Annotated in this window: 18 protein-coding genes; 7 read left to right on the top strand and 11 right to left on the bottom strand. The window is 58.7% G+C overall.

Features of this window, described 5'->3' with window-relative positions:
• Window positions 1-156 precede the first annotated feature (156 nt).
• Window positions 157-3,663: a pyridine nucleotide-disulfide oxidoreductase gene (locus A3H92_11345; GenBank protein ID OHC74669.1), complete on the top strand. Its 3,507-nt coding sequence runs from the start codon at window positions 157-159 to the stop codon at window positions 3,661-3,663.
• Here A3H92_11345 and A3H92_11340 read toward each other — a convergent pair.
• Both A3H92_11340 and A3H92_11335 read right to left on the bottom strand, forming a co-directional pair.
• A complete protein-coding gene (locus A3H92_11340; GenBank protein ID OHC74668.1) occupies window positions 3,660-4,517 on the bottom strand; it encodes a hypothetical protein in 858 nt (285 codons plus the stop codon). The genes A3H92_11345 and A3H92_11340 overlap by 4 nt on opposite strands.
• Window positions 4,507-6,582, bottom strand: a complete 2,076-nt coding sequence (locus tag A3H92_11335) for a hypothetical protein (protein ID OHC74667.1) — start codon at window positions 6,580-6,582, stop codon at window positions 4,507-4,509. The genes A3H92_11340 and A3H92_11335 overlap by 11 nt, the downstream gene beginning before the upstream one ends.
• Before the next feature lie 247 nt (window positions 6,583-6,829).
• On the opposite strand from A3H92_11335, the gene A3H92_11330 reads away from it, so the two are divergent.
• Both A3H92_11330 and A3H92_11325 read left to right on the top strand, forming a co-directional pair.
• Window positions 6,830-8,122, top strand: a complete 1,293-nt coding sequence (locus tag A3H92_11330; protein OHC74666.1) for a hypothetical protein — start codon at window positions 6,830-6,832, stop codon at window positions 8,120-8,122.
• 90 nt (window positions 8,123-8,212) lie between these two features.
• Window positions 8,213-8,497: a hypothetical protein gene (locus A3H92_11325; protein ID OHC74665.1), complete on the top strand. Its 285-nt coding sequence runs from the start codon at window positions 8,213-8,215 to the stop codon at window positions 8,495-8,497.
• 314 nt (window positions 8,498-8,811) lie between these two features.
• Here the strand turns inward: A3H92_11325 and A3H92_11320 are convergent, their stop codons facing one another.
• From A3H92_11320 to A3H92_11285, 8 genes are read right to left on the bottom strand one after another with little or no spacing between them, the layout of a single operon-like run.
• The gene (locus A3H92_11320; GenBank protein OHC74664.1) at window positions 8,812-10,692 is read right to left on the bottom strand and encodes a Fe-S protein assembly chaperone HscA; all 1,881 of its coding nucleotides are present in this window, start codon (window positions 10,690-10,692) and stop codon (window positions 8,812-8,814) included.
• A complete protein-coding gene (locus A3H92_11315; protein OHC74663.1) occupies window positions 10,692-11,333 on the bottom strand; it encodes a Fe-S protein assembly co-chaperone HscB in 642 nt (213 codons plus the stop codon). Before A3H92_11315 ends, A3H92_11320 begins: the two co-directional genes overlap by 1 nt.
• Window positions 11,311-11,631, bottom strand: coding sequence for a Fe-S cluster assembly scaffold SufA (locus A3H92_11310; protein OHC74705.1), 321 nt, complete (start codon window positions 11,629-11,631; stop codon window positions 11,311-11,313). Before A3H92_11310 ends, A3H92_11315 begins: the two co-directional genes overlap by 23 nt.
• Window positions 11,632-11,648: 17 nt before the next feature.
• Window positions 11,649-12,056 carry a Fe-S cluster assembly scaffold IscU gene (locus A3H92_11305; protein OHC74662.1) on the bottom strand — a complete coding sequence of 136 codons (408 nt, stop codon included), beginning with the start codon at window positions 12,054-12,056 and terminating at the stop codon, window positions 11,649-11,651.
• A 40-nt stretch (window positions 12,057-12,096) separates the two neighbouring features.
• The gene (locus A3H92_11300; protein ID OHC74704.1) at window positions 12,097-13,356 is read right to left on the bottom strand and encodes an IscS subfamily cysteine desulfurase; all 1,260 of its coding nucleotides are present in this window, start codon (window positions 13,354-13,356) and stop codon (window positions 12,097-12,099) included.
• Complete coding sequence (locus tag A3H92_11295; GenBank protein OHC74661.1) at window positions 13,353-14,441, bottom strand: cysteine desulfurase; 1,089 nt, start codon at window positions 14,439-14,441, stop codon at window positions 13,353-13,355. Before A3H92_11295 ends, A3H92_11300 begins: the two co-directional genes overlap by 4 nt.
• A gap of 11 nt (window positions 14,442-14,452) precedes the next feature.
• On the bottom strand, window positions 14,453-14,926 hold the full coding sequence (locus tag A3H92_11290; GenBank protein OHC74660.1) for an Rrf2 family transcriptional regulator: 474 nt from the start codon (window positions 14,924-14,926) through the stop codon (window positions 14,453-14,455).
• A gap of 19 nt (window positions 14,927-14,945) precedes the next feature.
• Window positions 14,946-15,701, bottom strand: coding sequence for a serine O-acetyltransferase (locus A3H92_11285; GenBank protein ID OHC74659.1), 756 nt, complete (start codon window positions 15,699-15,701; stop codon window positions 14,946-14,948).
• A 242-nt stretch (window positions 15,702-15,943) separates the two neighbouring features.
• Here A3H92_11285 and A3H92_11280 point away from each other — a divergent pair, with 242 nt between their 5' ends.
• Window positions 15,944-16,591, top strand: a complete 648-nt coding sequence (locus A3H92_11280) for an alpha/beta hydrolase (GenBank protein OHC74658.1) — start codon at window positions 15,944-15,946, stop codon at window positions 16,589-16,591.
• A gap of 223 nt (window positions 16,592-16,814) precedes the next feature.
• Here A3H92_11280 and A3H92_11275 read toward each other — a convergent pair whose 3' ends face one another.
• On the bottom strand, window positions 16,815-17,852 hold the full coding sequence (locus A3H92_11275; protein OHC74657.1) for an anhydro-N-acetylmuramic acid kinase: 1,038 nt from the start codon (window positions 17,850-17,852) through the stop codon (window positions 16,815-16,817).
• A gap of 74 nt (window positions 17,853-17,926) precedes the next feature.
• Here A3H92_11275 and A3H92_11270 point away from each other — a divergent pair, with 74 nt between their 5' ends.
• From A3H92_11270 to A3H92_11260, 3 genes are all read left to right on the top strand, one after another.
• Window positions 17,927-19,177: a tyrosine--tRNA ligase gene (locus A3H92_11270; GenBank protein ID OHC74656.1), complete on the top strand. Its 1,251-nt coding sequence runs from the start codon at window positions 17,927-17,929 to the stop codon at window positions 19,175-19,177.
• The gene (locus A3H92_11265) at window positions 19,177-20,064 is read left to right on the top strand and encodes an agmatinase (GenBank protein ID OHC74655.1); all 888 of its coding nucleotides are present in this window, start codon (window positions 19,177-19,179) and stop codon (window positions 20,062-20,064) included. The genes A3H92_11270 and A3H92_11265 overlap by 1 nt, the downstream gene beginning before the upstream one ends.
• A gap of 484 nt (window positions 20,065-20,548) precedes the next feature.
• Complete coding sequence (locus tag A3H92_11260; GenBank protein OHC74703.1) at window positions 20,549-21,874, top strand: hypothetical protein; 1,326 nt, start codon at window positions 20,549-20,551, stop codon at window positions 21,872-21,874.
• The last annotated feature ends 82 nt before the right edge of the window (window positions 21,875-21,956 follow it).

Genomic DNA, 21,956 nt, shown 5'->3' with positions numbered 1-21,956 from the left:
AAATCCGGCATATCGGCAAACAAATCACTTAAAAAAACGCGTAATTGCATATTTCGTGTTTGACTCTGAATAATGCTCTTATATTTTCGTGCGCGGCCATAGACTACCTCTTGGCATTCATCCCGGCTTTTATAAAACGGCGGAGACGCGGAGACCATGACTGATCTCAAGCTTGCACATGATTTAGTATTCGAGGACCTTTACGCGGAGGACAGCCTGTCTTTCATCGACAGGACGTTTGTCGGGAAACTGGCGGGCGCCGACGGCGCGTTGGCCGACCGTCTGACGGCGGCCCGCGCCGATCCGGGCAGTCTGGACAAAAAGGCGGAGTCCGATCTGATACTGGAACTTGCGCCTCACCTGGAAGCCTTTATCGGCAGCCTGTTCGGAATCGAGGCCCAACTGGCGGCGCTCGCCAAAAGCCATCGCGACCTGGATGATCTCTATTCATGCAAGCGCCTGTTCGTTCAGCGCCGCGCCATCAAGGCTCACAAGCCTGAAGACGCCGCCGGCTTCAACGGCCCGGCGCTGGAAGCCGACCTGACCGTGCGTTTCGGCGGAACTTTCGATCAGATCGCCTACGCCAGGAACGTCACCGCGTGGCTTAAGGACGAGGAAGCCAACGCCGAATCCCTCGATCTGGCCGCCCGCTACGCCGCCTGGGCGGCGTTCACTCACGACGGCCATGAACGCCACTTCGACGACATCCTGTTCAAGAAGCCTGAAAAGATCGACTTCGACCATTTGACGCCGTTTGAGACCTTCGATGATCACGGCATCGAAATGATGCGGATGAACAGCAAGGAATGTCATCACTATAACCGTGACGCCTTTGCCCTCACCGACCACGGCGCCGATCTGATAGGGGGGCTGGACGAGGCCAACTACTGCGTTATCTGCCATGACCGGGGACGGGATTATTGCTCACGCGGCATGGTCGAAAAGGACTCGAAAAAGTTCACTCATTCCCCGCTCGGCGTCCCCCAGAACGGCTGCCCGCTTGAGGAAAAGATTTCCGAGATGCACAAGGCCAAGACGGAGGGCAACGCCGTCGCCGCGTTGGCCGTCATCGTCGTCGATAACCCGACGGTAGCGGCCACCGGACATCGTATCTGCAATGACTGCATGAAGGCGTGTATTTATCAAAAGCAGACTCCGGTCAACATTCCGCAGGTCGAAACCCGCGTTCTGAAAGACGTGTTGAATCTGCCGTGGGGCTTTGAAATCTACAGCATGTTGACCCGCTGGAATCCGCTTAACATCAAACGTCCGCTTTCCAAGCCGGACACCGGGCGCAAGGTGCTGATCGTCGGCGCCGGCCCCGCCGGGTACTCGCTGGCTCACTTCCTGATGAACGAGGGCCACACGACGGTAGTCATCGACGGCCTGAAGATCGAGCCGCTGGCCCCCGAAATATCCGGCGTCGATCAGTCGGGACAACGCTGCCCGTTCAAACCCATCAAGGATATTCAGGAATTGTGGGAGCCGCTGGACAAACGCATCCAGGCCGGCTTCGGCGGCGTTTCCGAATACGGCATCACCGTTCGCTGGGACAAGAACTTCCTGAAAGTTGTCCGCCTTCTGATGGAGCGCCGCCACCGCTTCGCCATGTACGGCGGCGTACGCTTCGGCAGCGCCATCACCACCGAATCGGCCTTCGATCTGGGCTTTGACCATGTGGCGCTGGCCATGGGCGCGGGCAAGCCCACCTTCCTGTCGGTTCCTCATGGATTGGCCAGGGGCGTACGTCAGTCCTCCGACCTGCTGATGGCCCTGCAACTTACCGGCGCCGCCATGAAGGACTCCATCGCCAACCTGCAGGTCCGTCTGCCGGCGGTGATCATCGGCGGCGGTCTGACCGCCATCGATTCCGCCACCGAGGTTCTGGCCTACTATGTGCGTCAGGTGGAGAAGTTCCTGGAGCGTTACGAAATACTGTCTAAAAAGAACGGCATGGAAGCGGTGCGCTCTTCGTGGAACGAAGAGGAAAAACTCATCGCCGACGAGTTCATCACCCATGGCCGCGCCATCAGGGAAGAGCGTGAAGCGGCGGCCAAGGAAGGCCGCGAGCCGCACTTCATCACCATGCTTGATTCGTGGGGCGGCGCCACTATCGCCTACCGTCGCCGCATGACCGGATCGCCCAGCTACAGCCTCAACCACGAGGAAATAATCAAGGCCTTCGAGCAGGGCATCCGCTTTGCCGAACTGCTGGCGCCGACGGCTATCGAGGTTGATAAATACAATCACGTCGAGGCGATACGTCTGGAGAAACAGAGAATCGACGAGAAGGGCAGGCCCGTGCCTACCGGCGAAATAACTTCGCTTCCGGCGCGTTCGGTGCTGATCGCCGCCGGCACCCAGCCCAACACGGTGCTGAAGCGCGAATACCCGGACTTCACCGAACTGGACGGCAAGTACTTCCAGGCTCTGGACGAGAACGGCAACAAGGTGAAGCCCGAGTGGTCGGCCAAGCCCGAAACGCCCAATGTGCTGACCAGAATCTACAAGGACGGGCGCTCGATGAGCTTCTTCGGCGACCTGCATCCCGACTATGCCGGCAACGTGGTCAAAGCCATCGCCAGCGCCAAGCAGGGGTTCGTGGTGGTTGATCGCATGTTGGCCAAGTTGCCTGTCTCCAAGCCGAACCCCGACGCCCTGATCAAAACCCTGAATGACGGTCTTCGTCCGGTGGTGAGGAGCGTCAAACGTCTGGCCTCCAACGTGGTCGAAGTCAGGGTTTACGCCCCATTGGCCGCCAAGATGTATAAATCGGGACAGTTTTTCCGTTTACAGAACTACATCGCCAACTCGGAAGTCATCAACGATACGACGCTGGCCATGGAAGGCGTGGCGCTGACCGGCGCCCTGGTTGACGCCAAGAAAGGCGAGGTCTCAGTTATCTCGATGAACATGGGCGGCTCTACCAATATCATCCCCCACCTGCAGGTCGGCGAGCATGTCGTTCTGATGGGACCGACGGGAGCGCCTACCCACATCCCCGGCGGCGAGACGGTGCTGCTGGCCGGAGGCGGACTGGGCAACGCGGTGCTGCTGGACATCAATCTGGCCTTCCACAAGGCCGGTTCCAGGGTGCTCTATTTCGCCGCCTACAAGGGCATGAACGACCGTTTCTATATCGATCACATCGAGTCCAACTCGGATTGCGTGGTTTGGTGCTGCGACGTCGGCCCCGGCTTCACGCCCGGACGCCCCCAGGACAAGACCTTCGTCGGCAACGTGGTGCAGGCGATGAGGGCCTACGCCACGGGCCAACTGGGCGAGGTGAGCATCCCCTTGAACGAGGTCGATCACATCATCGCCATCGGTTCTCACTTCATGATGAGGGCGGTGGGCGAGGCCCGCCATTCGGTGCTCAAGGAGTTCCTCAAGCCCGGCCACAAGGGCATCGCCTCCATCAACTCTCCGATGCAATGCATGATGAAGGAAATCTGCGCTCAGTGCCTGCAACCCCACCGCAACCCGGAGACCGGCGAGGAAACGGTGGTCTTCTCGTGCTTCGAGCAGGATCAGGATATCGACTTCGTTGATTTCGACGCCCTGCACCAGCGTCTGGCGCAAAACGGCGTACATGAAAAGCTGACCCGTCAGTGGATCACCCATTGCAAGGATCAGTTGAGCGCCAGGCGCCCGCCGGTTTAGGAAAAATCCTCCCCCGGCCCCTCCTTGCGAAGGAGGGGCCGCGAGACCATGTCCGCGATCCAGTCGTATCCTTCCTGAATCTCCGTCGTTACCGCGTCAACCGGGTATTCATAGATAATGTTGACCCGTGGATTTTCGTGAAGGACCAACGCCATCGTCTTTTCAATGTCGATCCAGCCCTCGTCCGGTTTCTGCGAGGGATGCAGCGGCGTGTGATGATGGCGTTTGGTGTGTTCTTCGCCCAGGCTGTTCCATAAATGCAGGGAGCGGGTTCGCGGCGCCAAGGCGGCGATATCTTCCAGATAGTCCCGTTGCCGCCTGATCGCGCCGAGAAAAGCATGGCCGACATCAATGCACACTCCAAGCTCCGGGTGCGGGGCTACCGCCTCGGCGAACAGGTCGGCGCGGTTAAAGGCGTTTGAATAGGCGGCGAACTCCAGGTCGAGGGGAATGCCGTAGTCGCGGCTCATCCCGGCCATGCGGCGGCAGGCGTCGCCGGCCAGTCTCAACGCCGTCGCCTGATCTTTGGAATCGGTAGGGCCGAAGGTGAGGTGAGTGACCACATATTCGGCGCCCCACCGCCGGGCCGCCTCCATGGTATGATCAAGCAGCCGGAAAGAAAGCTGCCGCTTGGCCTCGTCCTCGTTGAGGAAAAAACAGGTGACCCCGGAATGAGGGAAATAATCGGGGCGGATGACAGGGGCATGAAAGCTGAAGCGGCGGCGTCCTTCTCCGGCCATAGAGTCGAGAATGTCTTGCAGACCGTCCGCTTCCCCGGTGGTGAGATCGAAGAATTCGACCCGGTTGAGGCCCCGATGAATCAGGGCGGCTTCTTTTTCCCGATCAACGGCCATCGACCCGCTCCACCTGCACCAGATTGGTATTAAAGGACGAGCCTCCTCCCATGTCGGCGGGAAAGTCGGGAGTGGTGTGATTGGCGTTGCAGCCGTCGGGGTAGTGGCGGTCCCACCACTGGCCCCGGCTGACGACGACTCCGGCCTTTACCAGGTCCTCGACATGCGCCCACAGCAGGCAAGCGCCCCGGTCGTTGAATACCCGCACCATTTCACCGTCCTTGATGCCTCGCCCGGCGGCGTCTTGCGGATTGATAATGATGGTGGGACGCTTTTCCAGCGCCACGAAACCGGCGTCCTGCCCATAGTTGGCGTTAAGCAGGGAATGGGCTGACGGAGTGATAAAAAACAAAGGATATTTTGCCGCCAGTTCGGGCGTGGTCTCAATGCATTCCTTAAGGAGAGTGTAAGCCGGCAGCGGGTCATAGCCGTCATCCGCCATCTTTTGTGAATAAAATTCAATTTTCCCCGAAGGCGAGGGAAAACTTCCGTCCAGGTAATGGTCATGGCCCGACTTGACCTCGGCCGGCGCCCAGCCGTCGGCCAGCAAAGTTTCCAGAGTAATAGCGTTGATCGCCGGATGGTCGATGGCCAGAACTTCCTTGATTATATCCCAATCATCCATCTTGAAGCAGGTATCCTTGAAGCCCATGGCCTCGGCCAGCAGGGCAAAGGTCTCGCGGTTGGAGCGGCATTTCCCCAGCGGCTCGATGGCCTGATTGTTCAAAAGCAAACTCGGCTTGTAATAGGAAAACAGAATGTCCGCCTGCTCGAACTGGCTGGTCGCCGGCAGGATGATGTCGGCGTAACGGGCGGTGTCGGTAAGGTTCCTCTCGTGAACGACGGTGAACAGATCGTCGCGGGCCAGCCCCGTCAGCAGCCGACTCCGGTTGTAAAGCACCGACGCCGGATTGCCGTTGTAGACGTACAGACTGCGGATGCGCGGCCCCGGACCGCCGAGCATCCGCGCCAGATGAATCATGTTGTAGCCGGCGGGCGGATTGGGCCTCAGTTCTTCCCCTTCGAGGGGATGCCAGTCAACCGGGAATACGGTGCTGGTGGGATAGTAGACGCCGCACCCCTTATGGCGCCAGGCGCCGGTAAGGGCGGGCAAGCAGGTAATGGCCCTTAGCGTCATGCCGCCGTTGGAGTGACGCTGGCAACCCGGCCCGACATAAATGAACGAGGCCGGTTCGGCGGCATAGAGTTCGGCGAACTCTACCACCTCGGCGGCGGGGATGTCGGTCAAGGCCTCAACCCTGTCCGGCGGGAACTCCAAGACGCGCTCCCTCAACGCCTCAAAGCCGTGGGTGAAATGATCGACAAAATCCCGATCATACAGGCCCTCCCCGATGATGACGTTCATCATGCCCAGGGCCAGGGCGGCGTCGCTGCCGGGTCGCGGCTGGATGACTCTTTCGGCGGAATCCGCGCCCTTGATCCGCAAAGGATTGACGATGACATGCCGGGCGCCGCCGTCGCGTCCGTCCTTGAAAAAAGAGTGCTGGTGAATATTGGTGGAAGCGGTGTTGATGCCCCACGAGATAACCAGCTTGGCGTTGCCGGCGGCGGTGGGGTCGGCCCCCGCCGAACTGCCCATGGTGTAGCGAAAGCCGGTGCGTCCGGCCCTGGTGCAGATGGTGCGCACCAGTTGGATGGTTCCCAGCCGGTTAAAGAACCGCTTGCCGACGATGTCGCCGTGGACCAGACCCTCGGTCCCGGAGCCGTTGAAGGGAAGAATGGCGCGGGGGCCGCCGTCCGTGCCTTGATCGGCGATGATCTCCTTCCACCGTTCGGCGATGGTCCCGACTGCTTCGTCCCAGGATATCCGTTGAAAATCGTCGCCGCCCTTTTTGCCGACGCGCTTCATCGGATAGAGAAGCCTGTCGTCGCCATAGACCCTTTCCTGGATGCGCGAGAACTTGCGGCACAGGTAACCCTGCGTCACCGGATGGGAAGGGTTGCCTTCCACCTTGACCAGCCTCCCCCCCTCGACGTGGGACAGGATGCTACAGGTGTCGGCGCAGTCGTGGGGGCAGACGCTGTGAACGATGGCGTCGCGCAAAGGCGGTCTGAACACTGTAAATCCTCAAAAAAATCCTCGTCAGATAATGCTCATCCGCGCCGCAAGACGCAATGTTCTTCCTGCCCGCGTCGGCATCCATATATAGCCAACATTTTTTTAATTGACTCCATATTTTGTTATACATACATTATATAGTGTGTAATTGCGCCGTATGCAGGCCTACAGGTAGGAGTGAGTCCGGGCGTCGGGAGGATTCTTGAGGAGATTTCGTAAATTTGCCGTGTTCATGGCGTTTGCGGCGCCGGCATTAAGCGCCGCGTCGACGGCGATTGCCTCCTCCCTTGAAAAGGAGTTGCGCACGATTGTTTACGATCATCCCGAGGTCAGGGCCGGTCAGAACGCTGTTGAAGCTTCCCGCATGGGAATTGACAAGGCCCGCGCCGGGTATCTGCCCAAGATTTCCATGAGCGGAGACGTGGGTACCGAAAGAATCGACAACCCGTCCACCCGTTCATCCACGCCCGGCGGCAAAACGTGGAGCCGTACGCACAACATTGCCGGCCTTACGATCAGTCAGAATCTGTATAACGGCAACCTGACTCAATCCACCTACAAGAAGGCGCAATTGGCTACCAGCGTCGCCCAGCTAACCCTGGAAGGAACGCGCCAGAACACCCTGTTCCAGGGGACGGTTTCCTATATCAACGTCTTGCGGCAAAGGCGTCTGATCGAGTTGTCCCGCAACAACGAAATTAACATCCATCGTCAGCTTAACCTTGAGGACGAACGGGTGCAGCGCGGCTCGGGCATTGCCGTTGACGTGTTGCAGGCCAAGTCGCGCCTTCAGCTTTCAAAGGAGCGCCGCGTCAGCTTCGAGGGGCAGCTTGAGGACGCCGTCAGCACATATACGCAGAACTTTAATCACGCGCCGGACATTGACGCCATGACCGACCCGGAGCCGCCGATTGAAATGATCCCCAGCGATCTGGAAACGGCCATCCGCGTAGCCCGCGAAAAGAACCCGGCCATAAGCAACTCCGGCGCCAACATTGAAGTGGCGCGTGAGTCCAAACAAGCCGTGATGTCGGAGTATTCTCCGGTAGTGGATATGGTAAGTTCGTGGAACTATGAGAAACACAAAAACAGCACGCTGGGAACGCGGCGGGACTACAACGTCGGAGTCAGGGCCAACTGGGACCTGTTCACCGGCTTCACGACCCAGGCCGGCTTGGCCCAGGCGGCCTACGACTACAGCGCCAGCATGGATAACTTCGACCTGGCGACGCGCAAGGTGATCGAACAGACCAGATTGTCATGGCAGGCTCTGGTCACCGCCCGCGAGAGATTGACGCTGCTCGAAAACGCCGTGAACATCGCCGGCGAAGTCTATGACTCCAGAAAAAAACTGCGGGAAGCGGGCAAGGAAACGGTGATCAACGTCCTCGACGCGGAGAGCGAGGTCAACAACGCCCAGATCAACTTCACCACCGCCTCCTACGATGAAATGATCGCCGTCTATCAACTCATGCTGTCGATGGGCCAGCTAAGCCCCGCCTACCTGAGCATGGAAGACGGTTGAATTGCCTCCGCGCTTTCCCCTCCTTGCCAAGGGGAGGTTGCCGCCGATGCCCCTAATGCCCGGCGCGTTGACCGGAATAAGCACTGTTTTATGAAACACAGAGGCTCAGAGACACAGAGGAGGATAGAGAAAATAAAAAGCAGGAAGAAAACTTCGCTTGGTCTTCTCTGCGCCTCTGTGCCTCTGTGTCAAAACACACAGGCCGATAATTCTCTCTTCATACCCCTCTCTAATGGATTGTCACTGATTGACGATTCCTATCTCGGTGAAGTCCGGCTTAGGCCGGAAGATCAGGGAGTTAACCTCCCCTTGCCCCTCCTTGGTAAGGAGGGGAAAAATTCCTCCCCTTACGAAGGGGAAGCCAGGAGGGGTTAAATTGTGCGAAGCGAAGGAAACATTTGCAGGAGTCACTCCACTAGGGCGCGTCAGGATTGATCAGGATCACTCAAGACCGCTGTGGGCCATGCCTCACCGTCTTTGCGAGGGTTGCGAGAAGCGGAGCGACGAAGCAGAACGAAGCAATCCAGAAAGAGCCGCCACCACTGGATTGCTTCCCGTGTCGCTGACGCTCACGGTCGCAATGACGCCAATTCGTAACGCGGGTGATCCTGATCAATCCTGACGCGCCCTAGCTCCCCCTTGAAGCAAGGGGGAGGATTTTTCAGAGTCATTCTTTACGGCTATTGCTCCTACAATTTATCGACGCTGACGCCCTTGAGGGCGTTGCGGATGCTGCGGTCCATGCGCTTTTCGGCGAAGGGCTTGGTTATCGCTTCCAGTTCTTCGGCGCGGATCATGATGGCGTCCCTGTCGTCGCCTGAGATGGCCTTGGAAAGAGTTTCCACGGCTTGGCGGATATGTCTTATCTCTTCTTCGTCCAGCAGATCGCGGTCAACATCAACGGCCGAGATAACGGCGTTGATGGTGCGTCTGGCCTCGACCCTTGACTCGGCGAGCAGACGCAGGTTCATGTCTTCCTTGGCGTATTTCATGCCGGCATACAGCATCTCGGTCATTTCGTTTTCGGAAAGGCCGTAGGTGGGCTTGACCGTTATGGTTTGTTCGACGCCCGTCATTTCCTCCCGGGCGCCGACCGTCAGCAGGCCGTCGGCGTCCACCGTATAGGTAACCTTGATGCGGGCCGCGCCGGCTGTCATCGGCGGGATGCCTCGCAGATCGAAGCGGGCCAGAGAACGGTTCTGGCCGACCATCTCGCGCTCGCCCTGAAGAACATGGATAGACATCGCCGTCTGGCCGTTCTGATAGGTGGTGAATTCCTGGGCCTTGGCCACCGGGATCGGCGTGTTGCGCGGAATGATCTTTTCCACCAATCCACCCATGGTCTCAATGCCCAGCGACAACGAGGTGACATCCAGCAGCAGGGTGTCGGAGCCGACGGTCAGCGCCTCGGCCTGGAGCGCCGCGCCGATGGCGACAACCTCGTCGGGATTGATATCGGCCAGCGGCTCCTTGCCGAAAAAATTCTTGACGCAACGGCGCACCAGAGGCACGCGGGTCGAGCCGCCGACCAGCACCACTCCCTTGATGTCGCCGGCGGTCACCCCGGCGTCTTCCAGCACCCCCCGGCAGATAGCGATGGTGCGGTCAACCAGAGGCCTGATCATGGTCTCCAGTTGCTTGCGACCCAGATGGTGGCTGGTGAGTTTGCCGTCCGCCTCGATCTTCCATTCACCCTCGGCCTGCCCGGTCAGACATTCCTTGACCATCCTGGCCGTCATCAGCATCACCTTGGCGTCGGAGCTGTCGAGGCGGCTTTCGCCGTTTTTGCCGCTCCGCTCGCCGAAAAAATGTTCGGCGACGGCGTGATCGAAGTCATCGCCGCCGAGGGCGGCGTCGCCGCCCGTGGCGATCACCTGGAACACGCCCTTTTCCATATGCAGCAATGAGATATCGAATGTTCCTCCGCCCAGGTCGTAGACGGCGAACAGTCCCTCCGCTTCCTTGTCCAGGCCATAGGCGAGAGCGGCGGCCGTCGGCTCGCTGACCAGCCGCAGCACCTCCAGACCGGCGAGGCGGGCGGCGTCCCTGGTGGCGGCGCGAGCGGCGTCATCGAAGTGAGCAGGCACGGTGATGACGGCGCGTTTTACGGGGGCGCCCAGATAATCCTCGGAACGCTCTTTCAAGGCTTTCAGGATATCGGCGGAAATCTCTACCGGACTCAATCTGTGGCCGGCGACATTAAGGCGGATCATGGCGGACTCGCCCTCAATCGCCGGCTCCATGGCGAAAGGAAAGGAGCCGCCCAGGCTCTTGACGTCGTCGATGCCGCGTCCCATCAGACGCTTGATGGAGCAGACCACGCTCTCCGGCCTGTCCAGCAGCAGCATCCTGGCCAAACTGCCGACAATGGCCGAGCCGTCGGGCGCGTAGGCGACGACTGAAGGAACAAGGGCTTGTCCGCTCTCGTCGCGCAGCACTTCCGGCTTGCCGTCGAAACTGACGGCGACTACCGAGTTGGTGGTGCCCAGGTCAATGCCGACCGCGACATCCTTTTCTCCCTCGTGAGGAAGCGGAGTTTCGCCCGGCTCATGAATTTGCAGAAGTTCCATTATCTTGCGGCGGCTATCTTGACCCGGCACAGGCGGGCCTCTTCAGCCAGCTTCCTGAGATACTTGAGACGGGTCGTCAGCTTGCAGGCGCATTCCAGGTCGTTGCCGGCAAAGTATGCGGAAAGTTCCCGGATGCAATGCTCTATATCGTTTGCCGCACGCCCGGCGATCTTGTCCACGTCGCCTGTGGTTTTTGCGTCGGCCAACGCTTCCCGCAGTTCCATCGTCTCAGTTAAAAGGTCCATATCGTTAACCAGATTACAGCCCTCGGGCAGCACTTCGGTGCCTTTCAGGTGAACCATATAATCAGCCCTGCTCAACGGGTCCTTAAGGGAGTCATAGGCATCATTCAGGCTGACCGCCTGCTGTTGGGAGAGGGCGCGTTCGCGCGGCAACCCGGAAGCGAAGCGGTCGGGGTGCAGACGCCGCTGCATATCAAAATAGCGGCGCTCAAGCTCCTTGATGTCCAGATCGAAGGTGACCTCAAGCCCCAGCCGCGCAAAGTGATCCATCCGGCCCGGCGGCTGCACCGCCTCGCAGGTGGAACAAAAAAGAGCGCCGGCCGCTACCGGCCCCTTGCATGACCAGCAGACGGCGACGCCATCATGTTTTTCCGGTTCAGACGTTAAATGACTCGCCACAGCCACAGCGTCCTTTTTCGTTGGGGTTGGTGAAGACGAACCCGGATTTCAACTGTTCCTCGACGAAATCCATTTCGGTGCCGATGATAAACATGGTCGCCTTGGGGTCAATGAGGATGGTCACCCCCTTGTCCTCCACCACCTCGTCGAAAGGGCCTTTTTCGTCGGCAAATTCCAGGGTGTAGGACATGCCGGAACAGCCCTTGGTCCTGATTCCGATGCGCACCCCGACGGAAGGCTTGCCGCGCGCGTCGAGCATTGCCTTCACCCGCTTGGCGGCGGCGTCGGTCAATGACATTGCGGGCGGGCGGACGTTCATTCAGCGGCCTCGATTTTTTCCTTACCGGCATTTTTGGCCTTGTAGTCGGAGATGGCGGCCTTGATGGCTTCCTCGGCGAGAACAGAGCAATGGATTTTAACCGGCGGCAGGGACAGTTCAAAGACGATCTCAGAGTTCTTGATCCTGGCGGCCTCGTCCAACGACTTGCCCTTGACCCATTCGGTAACCAGCGAGCTTGAAGCGATGGCCGAGCCGCAGCCGAAAGTCTTGAACTTGGCGTCCTCGATGATGCCGTCGGCGCCGACCTTGATTTGCAGTTTCATAACGTCTCCGCAGGCCGGGGCGCCGACCAGTCCGGTGCCGACGTTATCTTCGGACTTGTCCATTGACCCGACGTTGCGGGGATTTTCATAGTGGTCAAGAAGCTTGTCGCTGTATGTCATTTTCGTTCTCCATATTCAGCCGGCTTTCCGGGTCCGGTTCTTAGTGTTCAGCCCATTTGATGGACTTTATATCGATCCCTTCCTGCGCCATCTCCCACAACGGACTCATCTTGCGCAGCCGCTCGACCTCAACGGCGATTTTATCGGCGGCGTAGTCAACCTCTTCCTCGGTGGTGAAACGGCCCATGCCGATCCTCAGGGAAGTATGGGCCATGTCGGAATCGACGCCGAGCGCCCTCAACACATATGACGGCTCAAGGGATGCCGAGGTGCAGGCGGAGCCGGAGGAAACGGCCAGGTCCTTGATCGCCATCATCAGGCCCTCGCCCTCAACATAGGCAAAGCTGTAGTTGAGGTTGCCGGGGATGCGATGTTCGCTGTCGCCGTTGAGATAGATTTCAGGCAACCGCTTGTTAATGGCGTCTTCAAAGCGCTTGCGAAGCATGCCCAGGCGCTCGCTCTCGGCATCCATTTCGGCCTCGGCAATGGCGCAGGCCTCGCCGAGGCCTACGCACAACGGCGTCGGCAGAGTGCCCGAGCGCATGCCGCGCTCCTGGCCGCCGCCATGGAACAGCGCCTGAAGGCGCACCCGTGGACGGCGACGCACGAAAAGAGCGCCGATGCCCATCGGCCCGTAAATCTTGTGGCCGGAGATGCTCATCAGGTCGATGTTCATCTCCTCCACGTCCAGCGGTATCTTGCCCACCGCCTGGGCGGCGTCGGTGTGGAAATAAATTCCGCGTTCGCGGCAAAGGGCGCCGATTTCCTTGATCGGCTGGATGACGCCGATCTCGTTATTGACGGACATGATGGAAACAATCACCGTCTTTTCCGTCATCGCTCCCTTCAGGTCTTCAAGGTTTATCAACCCGTTGGGCCGCACATGCAGATAGGTGACGCTGAATCCCTCCTGCTCCAGATGCCGGCAGGTATCGAGTACGCACTTGTGTTCGGTGACGCAGGTAATGATGTGGTTCTTCTTGTCCTTGTTAAAATGGGCCACGCCCTTGATCGCCAGATTGTTGGACTCGGTGGCGCCGGAGGTGAAGATGATCTCCTTGGGGTTGGCGTTGATGATGGAGGCGACTTGAGCGCGCGCCTTCTCCACCGCCGCCTCGGCCTCCCAGCCGTAGCGGTGGCTGCGCGAGTGGGGATTGCCGAACATCACCGAGAAATAGGGCAACATGGCTTCAACGACACGCGGATCGGTCGGCGTCGTCGCCTGATAGTCCAGATAAATCGGATGATCCCGACTTCCGACTTTCAGTCCGGAGGCTCCGTTTCCGCCTTTTTTACTCATGCCGCCCTCCTGTTCCATGCCGCCAGGAAGCGTTTTACATGGTCTGCGGTGCTGGTCCAGCCCAGACTTACCCTGATCGCGCCGGACGCCAGTTCGCCATCGACGCCCATGGCCGTCAAAACATGGCTCGCCTTGACCTTTCCCGAAGAGCAGGCGGAGCCGGCGCTGATCGCCACCCCCGCCAGATCAAGATTGATTACCTGCGTGTCGTTGCTCCGCCCCGGCCTTGAGAAATAACTGGTGTTGGGAAGGCGTCGCGCTCCGGCGCCGAAGATTTTAACTCCGGGCGCCATTCTGATAATCTCGCGCTCAAGATCGTCGCGCAATCCCGACAGGCCGGCAAAAGCGTTCAGTCCCTCGCCGGCGAGGTCGGCGGCGACGCCGAAACCGATGATGCCCGGCGCGTTCAGGGTGCCTCCCCTGAGGCCGCGCTCTTGCCCGCCGCCCCTGGCGACAGCCTTCAACGCTACATGGTCAAGGACGGCCAAGGCGCCGACGCCCGGCGGCCCGCCGATCTTATGGGCCGAGATCGAAAGCATATCGACGCCGAGAGCCGCCATGTCTACGGGAATCTTGCCCGCCGCCTGCACGGCGTCACAATGGATTAGAGCGCCGAAGCGGTGCGCCAACTCGGCAATGGCGGCAATCGGCTGCACTACGCCGGTCTCGTTGTTGGCCAGCATCACCGACGCCACGGCGGGCGCTTCGCCGGCCAGCAAGGCTTTCAAAGCTTCAAGATCGACCAGACCGTCACCGTCAACCGGAATAAGGATGGGATCGGGGACCGCCGACAGCACGGAATCATGCTCGACGGCGGAAACCAGGGCGCGCCTTCCACATCCTCTCAAGGCCAGATTATTGGCCTCGGTTCCGCCGCCGGTGAATACAATAACGCCGGTCGGAGCGTTGACAAGAGCGGCGACACGCTCGCGGGCCTGTTCGACGGCCTTGCGCACGGCGCGTCCGAAGCTGTGCGTCGATGAAGGATTTCCGATCATGGCCATCGCCTCGGCCACCGCCGAAGCCGCCGCCGGCCTGACCGGCGCCGTAGCGTTATAATCCAGGTAAACAGCGTTATTCTTCATGTAAGCCCGCTTTACTGCACCGCCGCCATCGGCTCGGACCGGCTGTCGCGGAAGAGCAGACCGCTGGTGCCCAGCACCCGGTGCTCGCAAATGTCGGCAAGGGAAACGGAGTTGAGATACAGATATATCTGGTTGCCCAGTTCCTGCCACAAATCATGGGTCAGACACCGGCTTTTGTCGGCTTGACAACCGGCGACGTCGCCGTCCCGGCAGCGGGTCGTCTTGATCGGCTCGTCCACCGCCAGAACGATGTCGGAAATCCTTGTATCGGCAGCTTCACGCGACAGCATATATCCGCCGCCCGGACCGCGTACGCTTTTCACCAGACCGCCTCTTCTCAGCTTGCCGAACAACTGTTCAAGATAGGAAAGGGATATCGCCTGGCGTTCCGCGACTTCGGCAAGGGTGACCGGTTTGTCTGAAGAATGAAAAGCCAGATCGGCCATGGCCATAACGGCGTAGCGTCCTTTGGTGCTAAGTCTCACTTACCGTCTCCTTCATCAATCATGGGTTGCCGCCGGGGATAACGACGGAAGATTTTTTGCGGCTGCTTTTAGGGCGTTGAGGTTTTTTGCCCTTCGGGCCGTCTTTTCCCAGTTCATCAACGCGCTTCATCAGCGTCGCCACCCGGCTTTGCAGGGTTTCAATAACCTGTAGCACCGGATCGGGGCAGCCCTCGACCGGTTCGCCGTAAGCGACGAATTCCTTCGGCTTGTTTTTGTCGCGGGGCATAACTATGCGGGCCGGGATGCCTACCGCCGTCGCCCCCGGCGGTATGTCTTTGTGAACAACGGAGTTGGCGCCGATGCGGGCGCCCTCGCCGATAAGAATGGGGCCTAGAATCTGGGCGCCGGAACCGATAATGACGCCGTTGCCGAGCGTCGGATGGCGCTTTTTATCAACCTGAGTTCTGGAATCCACCGCCGGCGAGATGCCGCCGAGAGTCACTCCCTGATAGATAGTGACATCATCGCCGATATCCGAAGTTTCCCCGATAACCACCCCGGCGCCGTGATCAATAAACAAATGTTTGCCGATGCGCGCTCCGGGATGAATCTCGATTCCGGTCAACATCCGGCCGAACTGGGAAATCATCCGCCCCGACAGCCGCCATCCGCGCAACCACAAGGCGTTGCTCAGATAGTACAGCATCATGGAATGCAGGCCGGGATAGCATAAAAACACCTCCATGCGCGTCCGCGCCGCCGGGTCGCGGGCCATAAAGGAATCTATATCTTCTTTAAATCTCTTGAAAAACATCGGCCCTACTCTATCTTATGGACATGCTTGAGAGTTTTCGCCATATGCGCCCGTCCCTTTACGGGGTCGGGCGTGAATGTCTTGCAGGTCTGTTTGAATATAATATATCCGACTATTTTAGTCAAGCTTTCACGGATGCCCTTCGTTCTGCGCAGTTTAAAATCCCTGAGTTGATTAGTCGGGTTTGCCCGCTTCCGAAAGCTTTTTCCGCCCGAAAACCAGAATGAATACCTTGGAGAAACATGCCTGAAATTATTTTTAACGGTCCCGACGGACGCCTTGAGGGCCGATACAGTCACTCAAAGAAGCCCAATGCGCCGATTGCTCTTTTGTTGCATCCCCACCCGCAGCACGGCGGCACCATGAACAACAAGGTGATCTATTCCTTGTACCAGACCTTCGTGCGCCGGGGGTTTTCGACGTTGCGCTTCAACTTTCGCGGCGTCGGCCGCTCCCAGGGAAAATTCGACAGCGGCCACGGCGAAATGAGCGACGCCGCCTCGGCCCTGGACTGGATGCAGGCCCATAATCCCAACGCCAAGCTGTGCTGGATCGCCGGTTTTTCGTTCGGCGCCTGGATCGGCATGCAGTTGATGATGCGTCGCCCCGAGATCAACGGCTTCATTTCGGTATCGCCTCCGGCCAGCCTTCATGACTTTTCGTTCCTGGCGCCGTGTCCGGCCTCGGGGATGATCATTCACGGCGACAAAGACGACGTGATTCCCATGTCGTCCGTAGAAAAGCTGGTGGCCAAAATGTCATCTCAGAAAAACATCACTATCGACTTCAGGGTGATCAAGAACGGCGACCATTTCTTCAATGACCATCTCCCCATCTTGTGCGGACACATTGACGATTACCTGGACGAGGCCATCAACATAGCGGCCTAGAGAGCGTCAGGATTGATTGCAATCGCTCAGGGCCGCTGTGGGCCACGCCTAACCGTCTTTGCGAGGATTGCGAGAAGCGGAGCGACGAAGCAAGACGAAGCAATCCAGAGAGCGCCACCGGCCACTGGATTGCTTCCCGTGTCGCTGACGCTCTCACGGTCGCAATGACGGCAATTTGTAACGCAGATGATCCAATCTGATCGCAAACCGCTCTAGCGCGCCGTTAAGGTCGATGCAATACCCCGCCGGTCGTCGGCTTGCCGACTCCGGTGGTGGCGGGGAGACTCAAGGGGAGGCCCATCAGCGATCTGACGGCAAGGTAGGCGAAGGCCTGGGCTTCCAGGGCGTCGCCGTTCCAGCCTTCGGCTTCCACCGCCTCGACGTTTCCGCCGAGCGCCTCGTTCAGGCTGTCCATCATGAACTTATTGCGGCGGCCTCCGCCGCAAACCAACCAGCGTTTCGGCGGCGCGGGCAGATGTTTGACGGCGGCGGCTATGGCTTGCACCGTGAAGGCGGTCAGCGTCGCCGCTCCGTCCGCCGGGGAAAGACGGGCAATTTCATCGGCGTTAAAGTCATTGCGATCCAGAGATTTGGGCGGCGGCTTGTTGAAGTAGGGATGGGCCAACAATCCGGCCACGATCATCTCGTCCGTTTTGCCGGAGCGGGCCAAGGCGCCGTCTTTGTCCATCGGTCGCCCGGTAGTCTTGAGCAGCCGGTCGTCAATCAGGGCGTTGCCGGGGCCGGCGTCAAAAGCCGACAACTCGCCGCCGGTCCCCATCCAGGTGACGTTGGCGACGCCGCCGATATTAAGAACGACCAGCGGCTTTTCCAGATTCCGCGCCAAAGCGGCATGGAACAGGGGTGCCAGCGGCGCTCCTTCGCCCCCGGCGGCAACGTCGTTACTCCTGAAATCGCCGACTGCCGGGATGCCGATTTCCTTGGCCAGCAAGGCGCCGTCGCCGATCTGGCGAGTAACGCCGTCAGCAGGCCGATGCTCCACCGTGTGGCCGTGAAAGCCGACAAGTTCAACGTCTTTATAGGGCAGCCGCTTCACCGCCTCGGCGTGCAACAGGGTCAGTTCCCGCTCCACCATCGCCGACTCGCCTCCCGCAAGCACGTTGCGAAGGCGCTCCCTGAAATCGTCGGCGTAGGGGATAGTCAGCGCCGGGCCGAAGGAAAGCACCCGCTCGCCGTCGGTGTCGATGATGGCGGCGTCGATGCCGTCCAGCGAAGTGCCGCTCATCAATCCCAAGGCCTTCATTGATCAGTCCTGTCCTGCCGTTGTAGGGTGCGCATGATTGTGATAATTACACATACTTTCCGCAAGGACGAGATATGGCCGCTGCCCGTTCCGACTTTATCCGCGTCGCCGTCGAGCGCGGCTATCTGCATCAATGCACCGATATAGAGGCTGTGGACGCCCTGGCGACGAACGGCGTCATTACCGCCTATATCGGCTTTGACTGCACGGCGCCCAGTCTGCACGCCGGTTCGCTGGTCTCCATCATGTTGTTGAGGGCGCTTCAGCAGACCGGCCACAAGCCGATCGTGCTGATGGGCGGCGGCACCACCAAGGTCGGCGATCCTTCCGGCAAGGATGAGTCGCGAAAGATGCTGACCGAGGCCGACATCGCCGCCAATATGGCCGGCATCAAGGAGGTATTCTCCCGCTTCCTCGCCTTCGGCGACGGGCCGACGGACGCCGTCATGGTTAACAACGCCGACTGGCTGGACAAGCTCAACTACATTGATTTCCTGCGCGACCAGGGGCGTCACTTCACCATCAACCGCATGCTCACCTTCGACAGCGTCAAGACGCGCCTTGAGCGCGAGCAGCCGTTGACCTTCCTGGAATTCAACTACATGATTCTCCAGGCCTACGATTTTCTGGAGCTGGCGCGGCGCAATAATTGCGTCCTGCAGATGGGCGGCTCGGACCAGTGGGGCAACATAATCAACGGCATCGAGCTGGGTCGGCGCGCCGGCGGCTTTGAATTATACGGGCTGACCACGACGCTGCTGACCGCCTCGTCCGGGGCCAAGATGGGCAAGACGGCGGACGGCGCCGTATGGCTGAACGGCGACATGCTCAGCCCCTACGACTATCGACAGTACTGGCGCAATGTCGAGGACGCCGATGTCGGCAGATTCCTGCGCCTGTTCACCGAACTGCCGCTTGACGAGATCGCCCGCCTGGAAGCGCTGCCGGGGGCCGAGATCAATGAGGCCAAAAAAGTGCTGGCCGACCATGCCGTCGCCATGTGCCACGGCCAGGAAGCGGCGGCGGCGGCGGCGGAAACCGCCCGCAAGACCTTCGAGGAAGGAACGCAGGGCGACGATCTGCCCACCATCAAGGCATCGCCGGTCGAGCTGGAGGCCGGCATCCACGCCTTCGACCTGTTCAAACGCGCCGGCCTCAGCGCCTCCAACGGCGAGGCCAGACGCCTGATCAGGGGCGGCGGCGCCCGCCTGAACGACATCGCCATAACTGATGAAACTCAGGTAGTGACGACAAAAGACGCCGTCAACGGCATTGTAAAACTATCCGCCGGCAAGAAGCGCCACGCCCTGGTGAAGGTGGTTTAATGAATTTTCTTCCCCCGGAAAACGGCTTCCTCGGCCTGCGCGACGAAGATGCGAAAGCCGCCGAGGGCAAGCCGGGCGTGACCGTCGTTCCCTTCGGCCTGGAAGGGTCGGTCAGTTACGGCGGCGGCACGGCGCGGGGGCCGCAGGCGATTATCCGTGCCTCGCATCAGGTGGAATTATTCGACGAGGAACTGTGGCGCGAACCTTGCCGCGAATTCCGGCCGGCAACCATGGCCCCCTTTCCTCTCGCCGAAGGAATCCGCCCGGCGCTTGCTCAGTTGGAAGGGATCATCGAGGGAATCCTCGCCGATAATCAATTTCCCCTCGTCCTCGGCGGCGAACATTCCCTGACGGCGGGGGCCATCCGTCCCTTTGCCGAACGCCATGACGATCTCGTCATCCTCCAGTTCGACGCCCACGCCGACCTGCGGGACGGTTATGAGGGCGAACCCTATTCCCACGCCGCCGCCATGAGGCGGTGCCTGGACAATCCCGGCCTGTCCCTGGTCGCCGTCGGCATCCGCAACATATCGGCCGGCGAGGCTTCATACCTTGATGAGAATCGCCGCCGCATCAACACCTGGTGGGCGAAGGATCGCCGGGAATGGAATGTTCAGGAGATCATTTCCAGTCTTGCCGGTCGCCCGGTTTACCTGACCTTCGACCTCGACGGATTTGACTCAAGCCTGATGCCCGCCACCGGCACGCCGGAGCCGGGCGGCTTGTTGTGGGACGACGTGCTGCCGATCATCAGAGGCGTTTGCCGGACGGCGAACGTGGTCGGCGCCGATATTTGCGAACTCGCCCCCATCGACGGCCTCCACTCCTGCGATTTCCTGGCGGCGAAACTGGCTTATAAAATATTGACCTACCGCTTCGCCGGGTGATTTCCAGCCATCTCTGCTTCGTCTATCGGGAGAAGAAAATCCTCCCCCTTATCGAAGAGGGAGTTATCGGCCTGTACGTTTTGATCACAGAGGCACAGAGAAATTAAGCAAAGTTTTCTTCCTGCTTTTTCTTTTTCTTTCTATCTTTCTCTGTGTCTCTGAGCCTCTGAGCCTCTGTGTTTCATAAAACAGTGCTTATTCCGGTCAACGCGCCGGGCGTTAGGGGTATTTGCAGCAACCTCCCCTCCTTCGTAAGGAGGGGAAAGCGCCGGTGCCGCTTCGAAAGAATTCCTCCCCTTACGAAGGGGAGGTCAGGAGGGGTTTTGGTTGGACAGGTTGTCGATCTGTTTATTTATTTTTCCATCTTCCTTGCATCTTTTGTGATATTTGTGATTAATCATATCTACCCACAGTCCGCATCGGGTATCAAGAATTGGAACTCTTCTCATAGCTGTAGAAAAGCGTGAGAGCGTGTCAGGAGGCAATCTCGTCAATGAATGTTGCGTTGGACGATTTACTCATAAACAAAGCTAATGACCGTCACGGGGAACTGGTTGATGAATCTGCGGCTATCGAATGGCTTCTTACTCACCGGGCGGATCATATGCGAAACCTAGCCAAGGATATTGTTGGCGAGCGCAAAATTTATGAACCGCCGCTGGTTCATCACAATAATGATACGTTCGTCGTGTACGACGGTAACCGTCGGATCACTTGCCTCAAGCTTTTGAATAAACCAAACCATGCCCCATCTGAAGATTGGCGTGAGTTCTTCCAGGGGCTGCGCGATCAATGGCAGGGAGAGTTTCCAGATAAAATCGCATGCCGGATCGAAAAGGACCGGGATCAGATCGACGAAATTCTCCATCGCCGCCATACGGGTGGGCAGAGCGGCGTCGGCCAAAGCCAGTGGGATGCGGAAGCCAAATCCAATTTCGTCCGCCGTACCGGCAAGAAGACGGCTGTAAATGTCGCCGAAGATATTGAGAATAAGCTCAAGGAAGGTGGCCATATTGGGCAGTCCGCGAAGGTTCCACGATCTAACCTTAATCGTCTTCTGTCGTCAGAGTCGTTTCGTAACCGCGTTGGGATTTCGATATCGAAAAGCCATGTGGAACTCACGCATGATGAGAACAAAGTGATGGCGGCCTTGTCCCGCATTGTGAAAGACTTGATCGACAAAAAAATTGTTCTTGAAGATATCTGGAGCAACAAAGGCAAGAAGGAATACCTGGACCTTCTAGAGACTGAGGATATTCTGCCTACTGCTGAGGATTCTCTCACCAAGAACAAGAACTTTAAGACCTTGAAGCCCATAGCCAAATCTACAGAAGGCATATTGCCTAACAACACGTTCAACAAGCCGAAAACCCGAAAGACGCTAATTCGCCTTGAAGATGGTGATGGACTAGTTTCCCTGTCCCACACCAAACGGGCTATAGACATATGGAACGAGCTTAAATTCCATCTGAAATTTGGCGAACATGATAATGCCATTGCCGTTCTTTTTCGTGTGCTGCTGGAATTAGCAGTGGGGAACTACATAGATCGCCAGTCCGTTACTACGGTCAACTTAGGTGACAAACTCGCCAAGAAGTTCATGAAGGCGCTCAATCACATGCACTCGGCGGATACCATTGATAAGAAGTACCACGATGATTTAAAAAAGTTCGAAAATGCCGAGCCGATTCTGTCCGCCAATACTCTTAACGGGTATGTGCATCACAAAAATTTCTACCCTTCGGACCACCATCTGAAATCCATGTGGGACACACTCTCTGATTTTATCGTCATCTGTTTGAAGGCTTGAGGTGGTCCTACTTGTTTGGACAGTTCGGCGGCGAAGTTAAGGTGTATTCCGGTTGCTGATCATGCCGCCAAAGCCCTGTTCA

Source organism: Rhodospirillales bacterium RIFCSPLOWO2_02_FULL_58_16 (genome assembly GCA_001830425.1).
In the GTDB taxonomy this organism is placed as follows: domain Bacteria; phylum Pseudomonadota; class Alphaproteobacteria; order Rhodospirillales; family 2-02-FULL-58-16; genus 2-02-FULL-58-16.
Note: the sequence above shows the minus strand (reverse complement) of the source record. Positions and strands in the feature narration are given on the sequence as shown.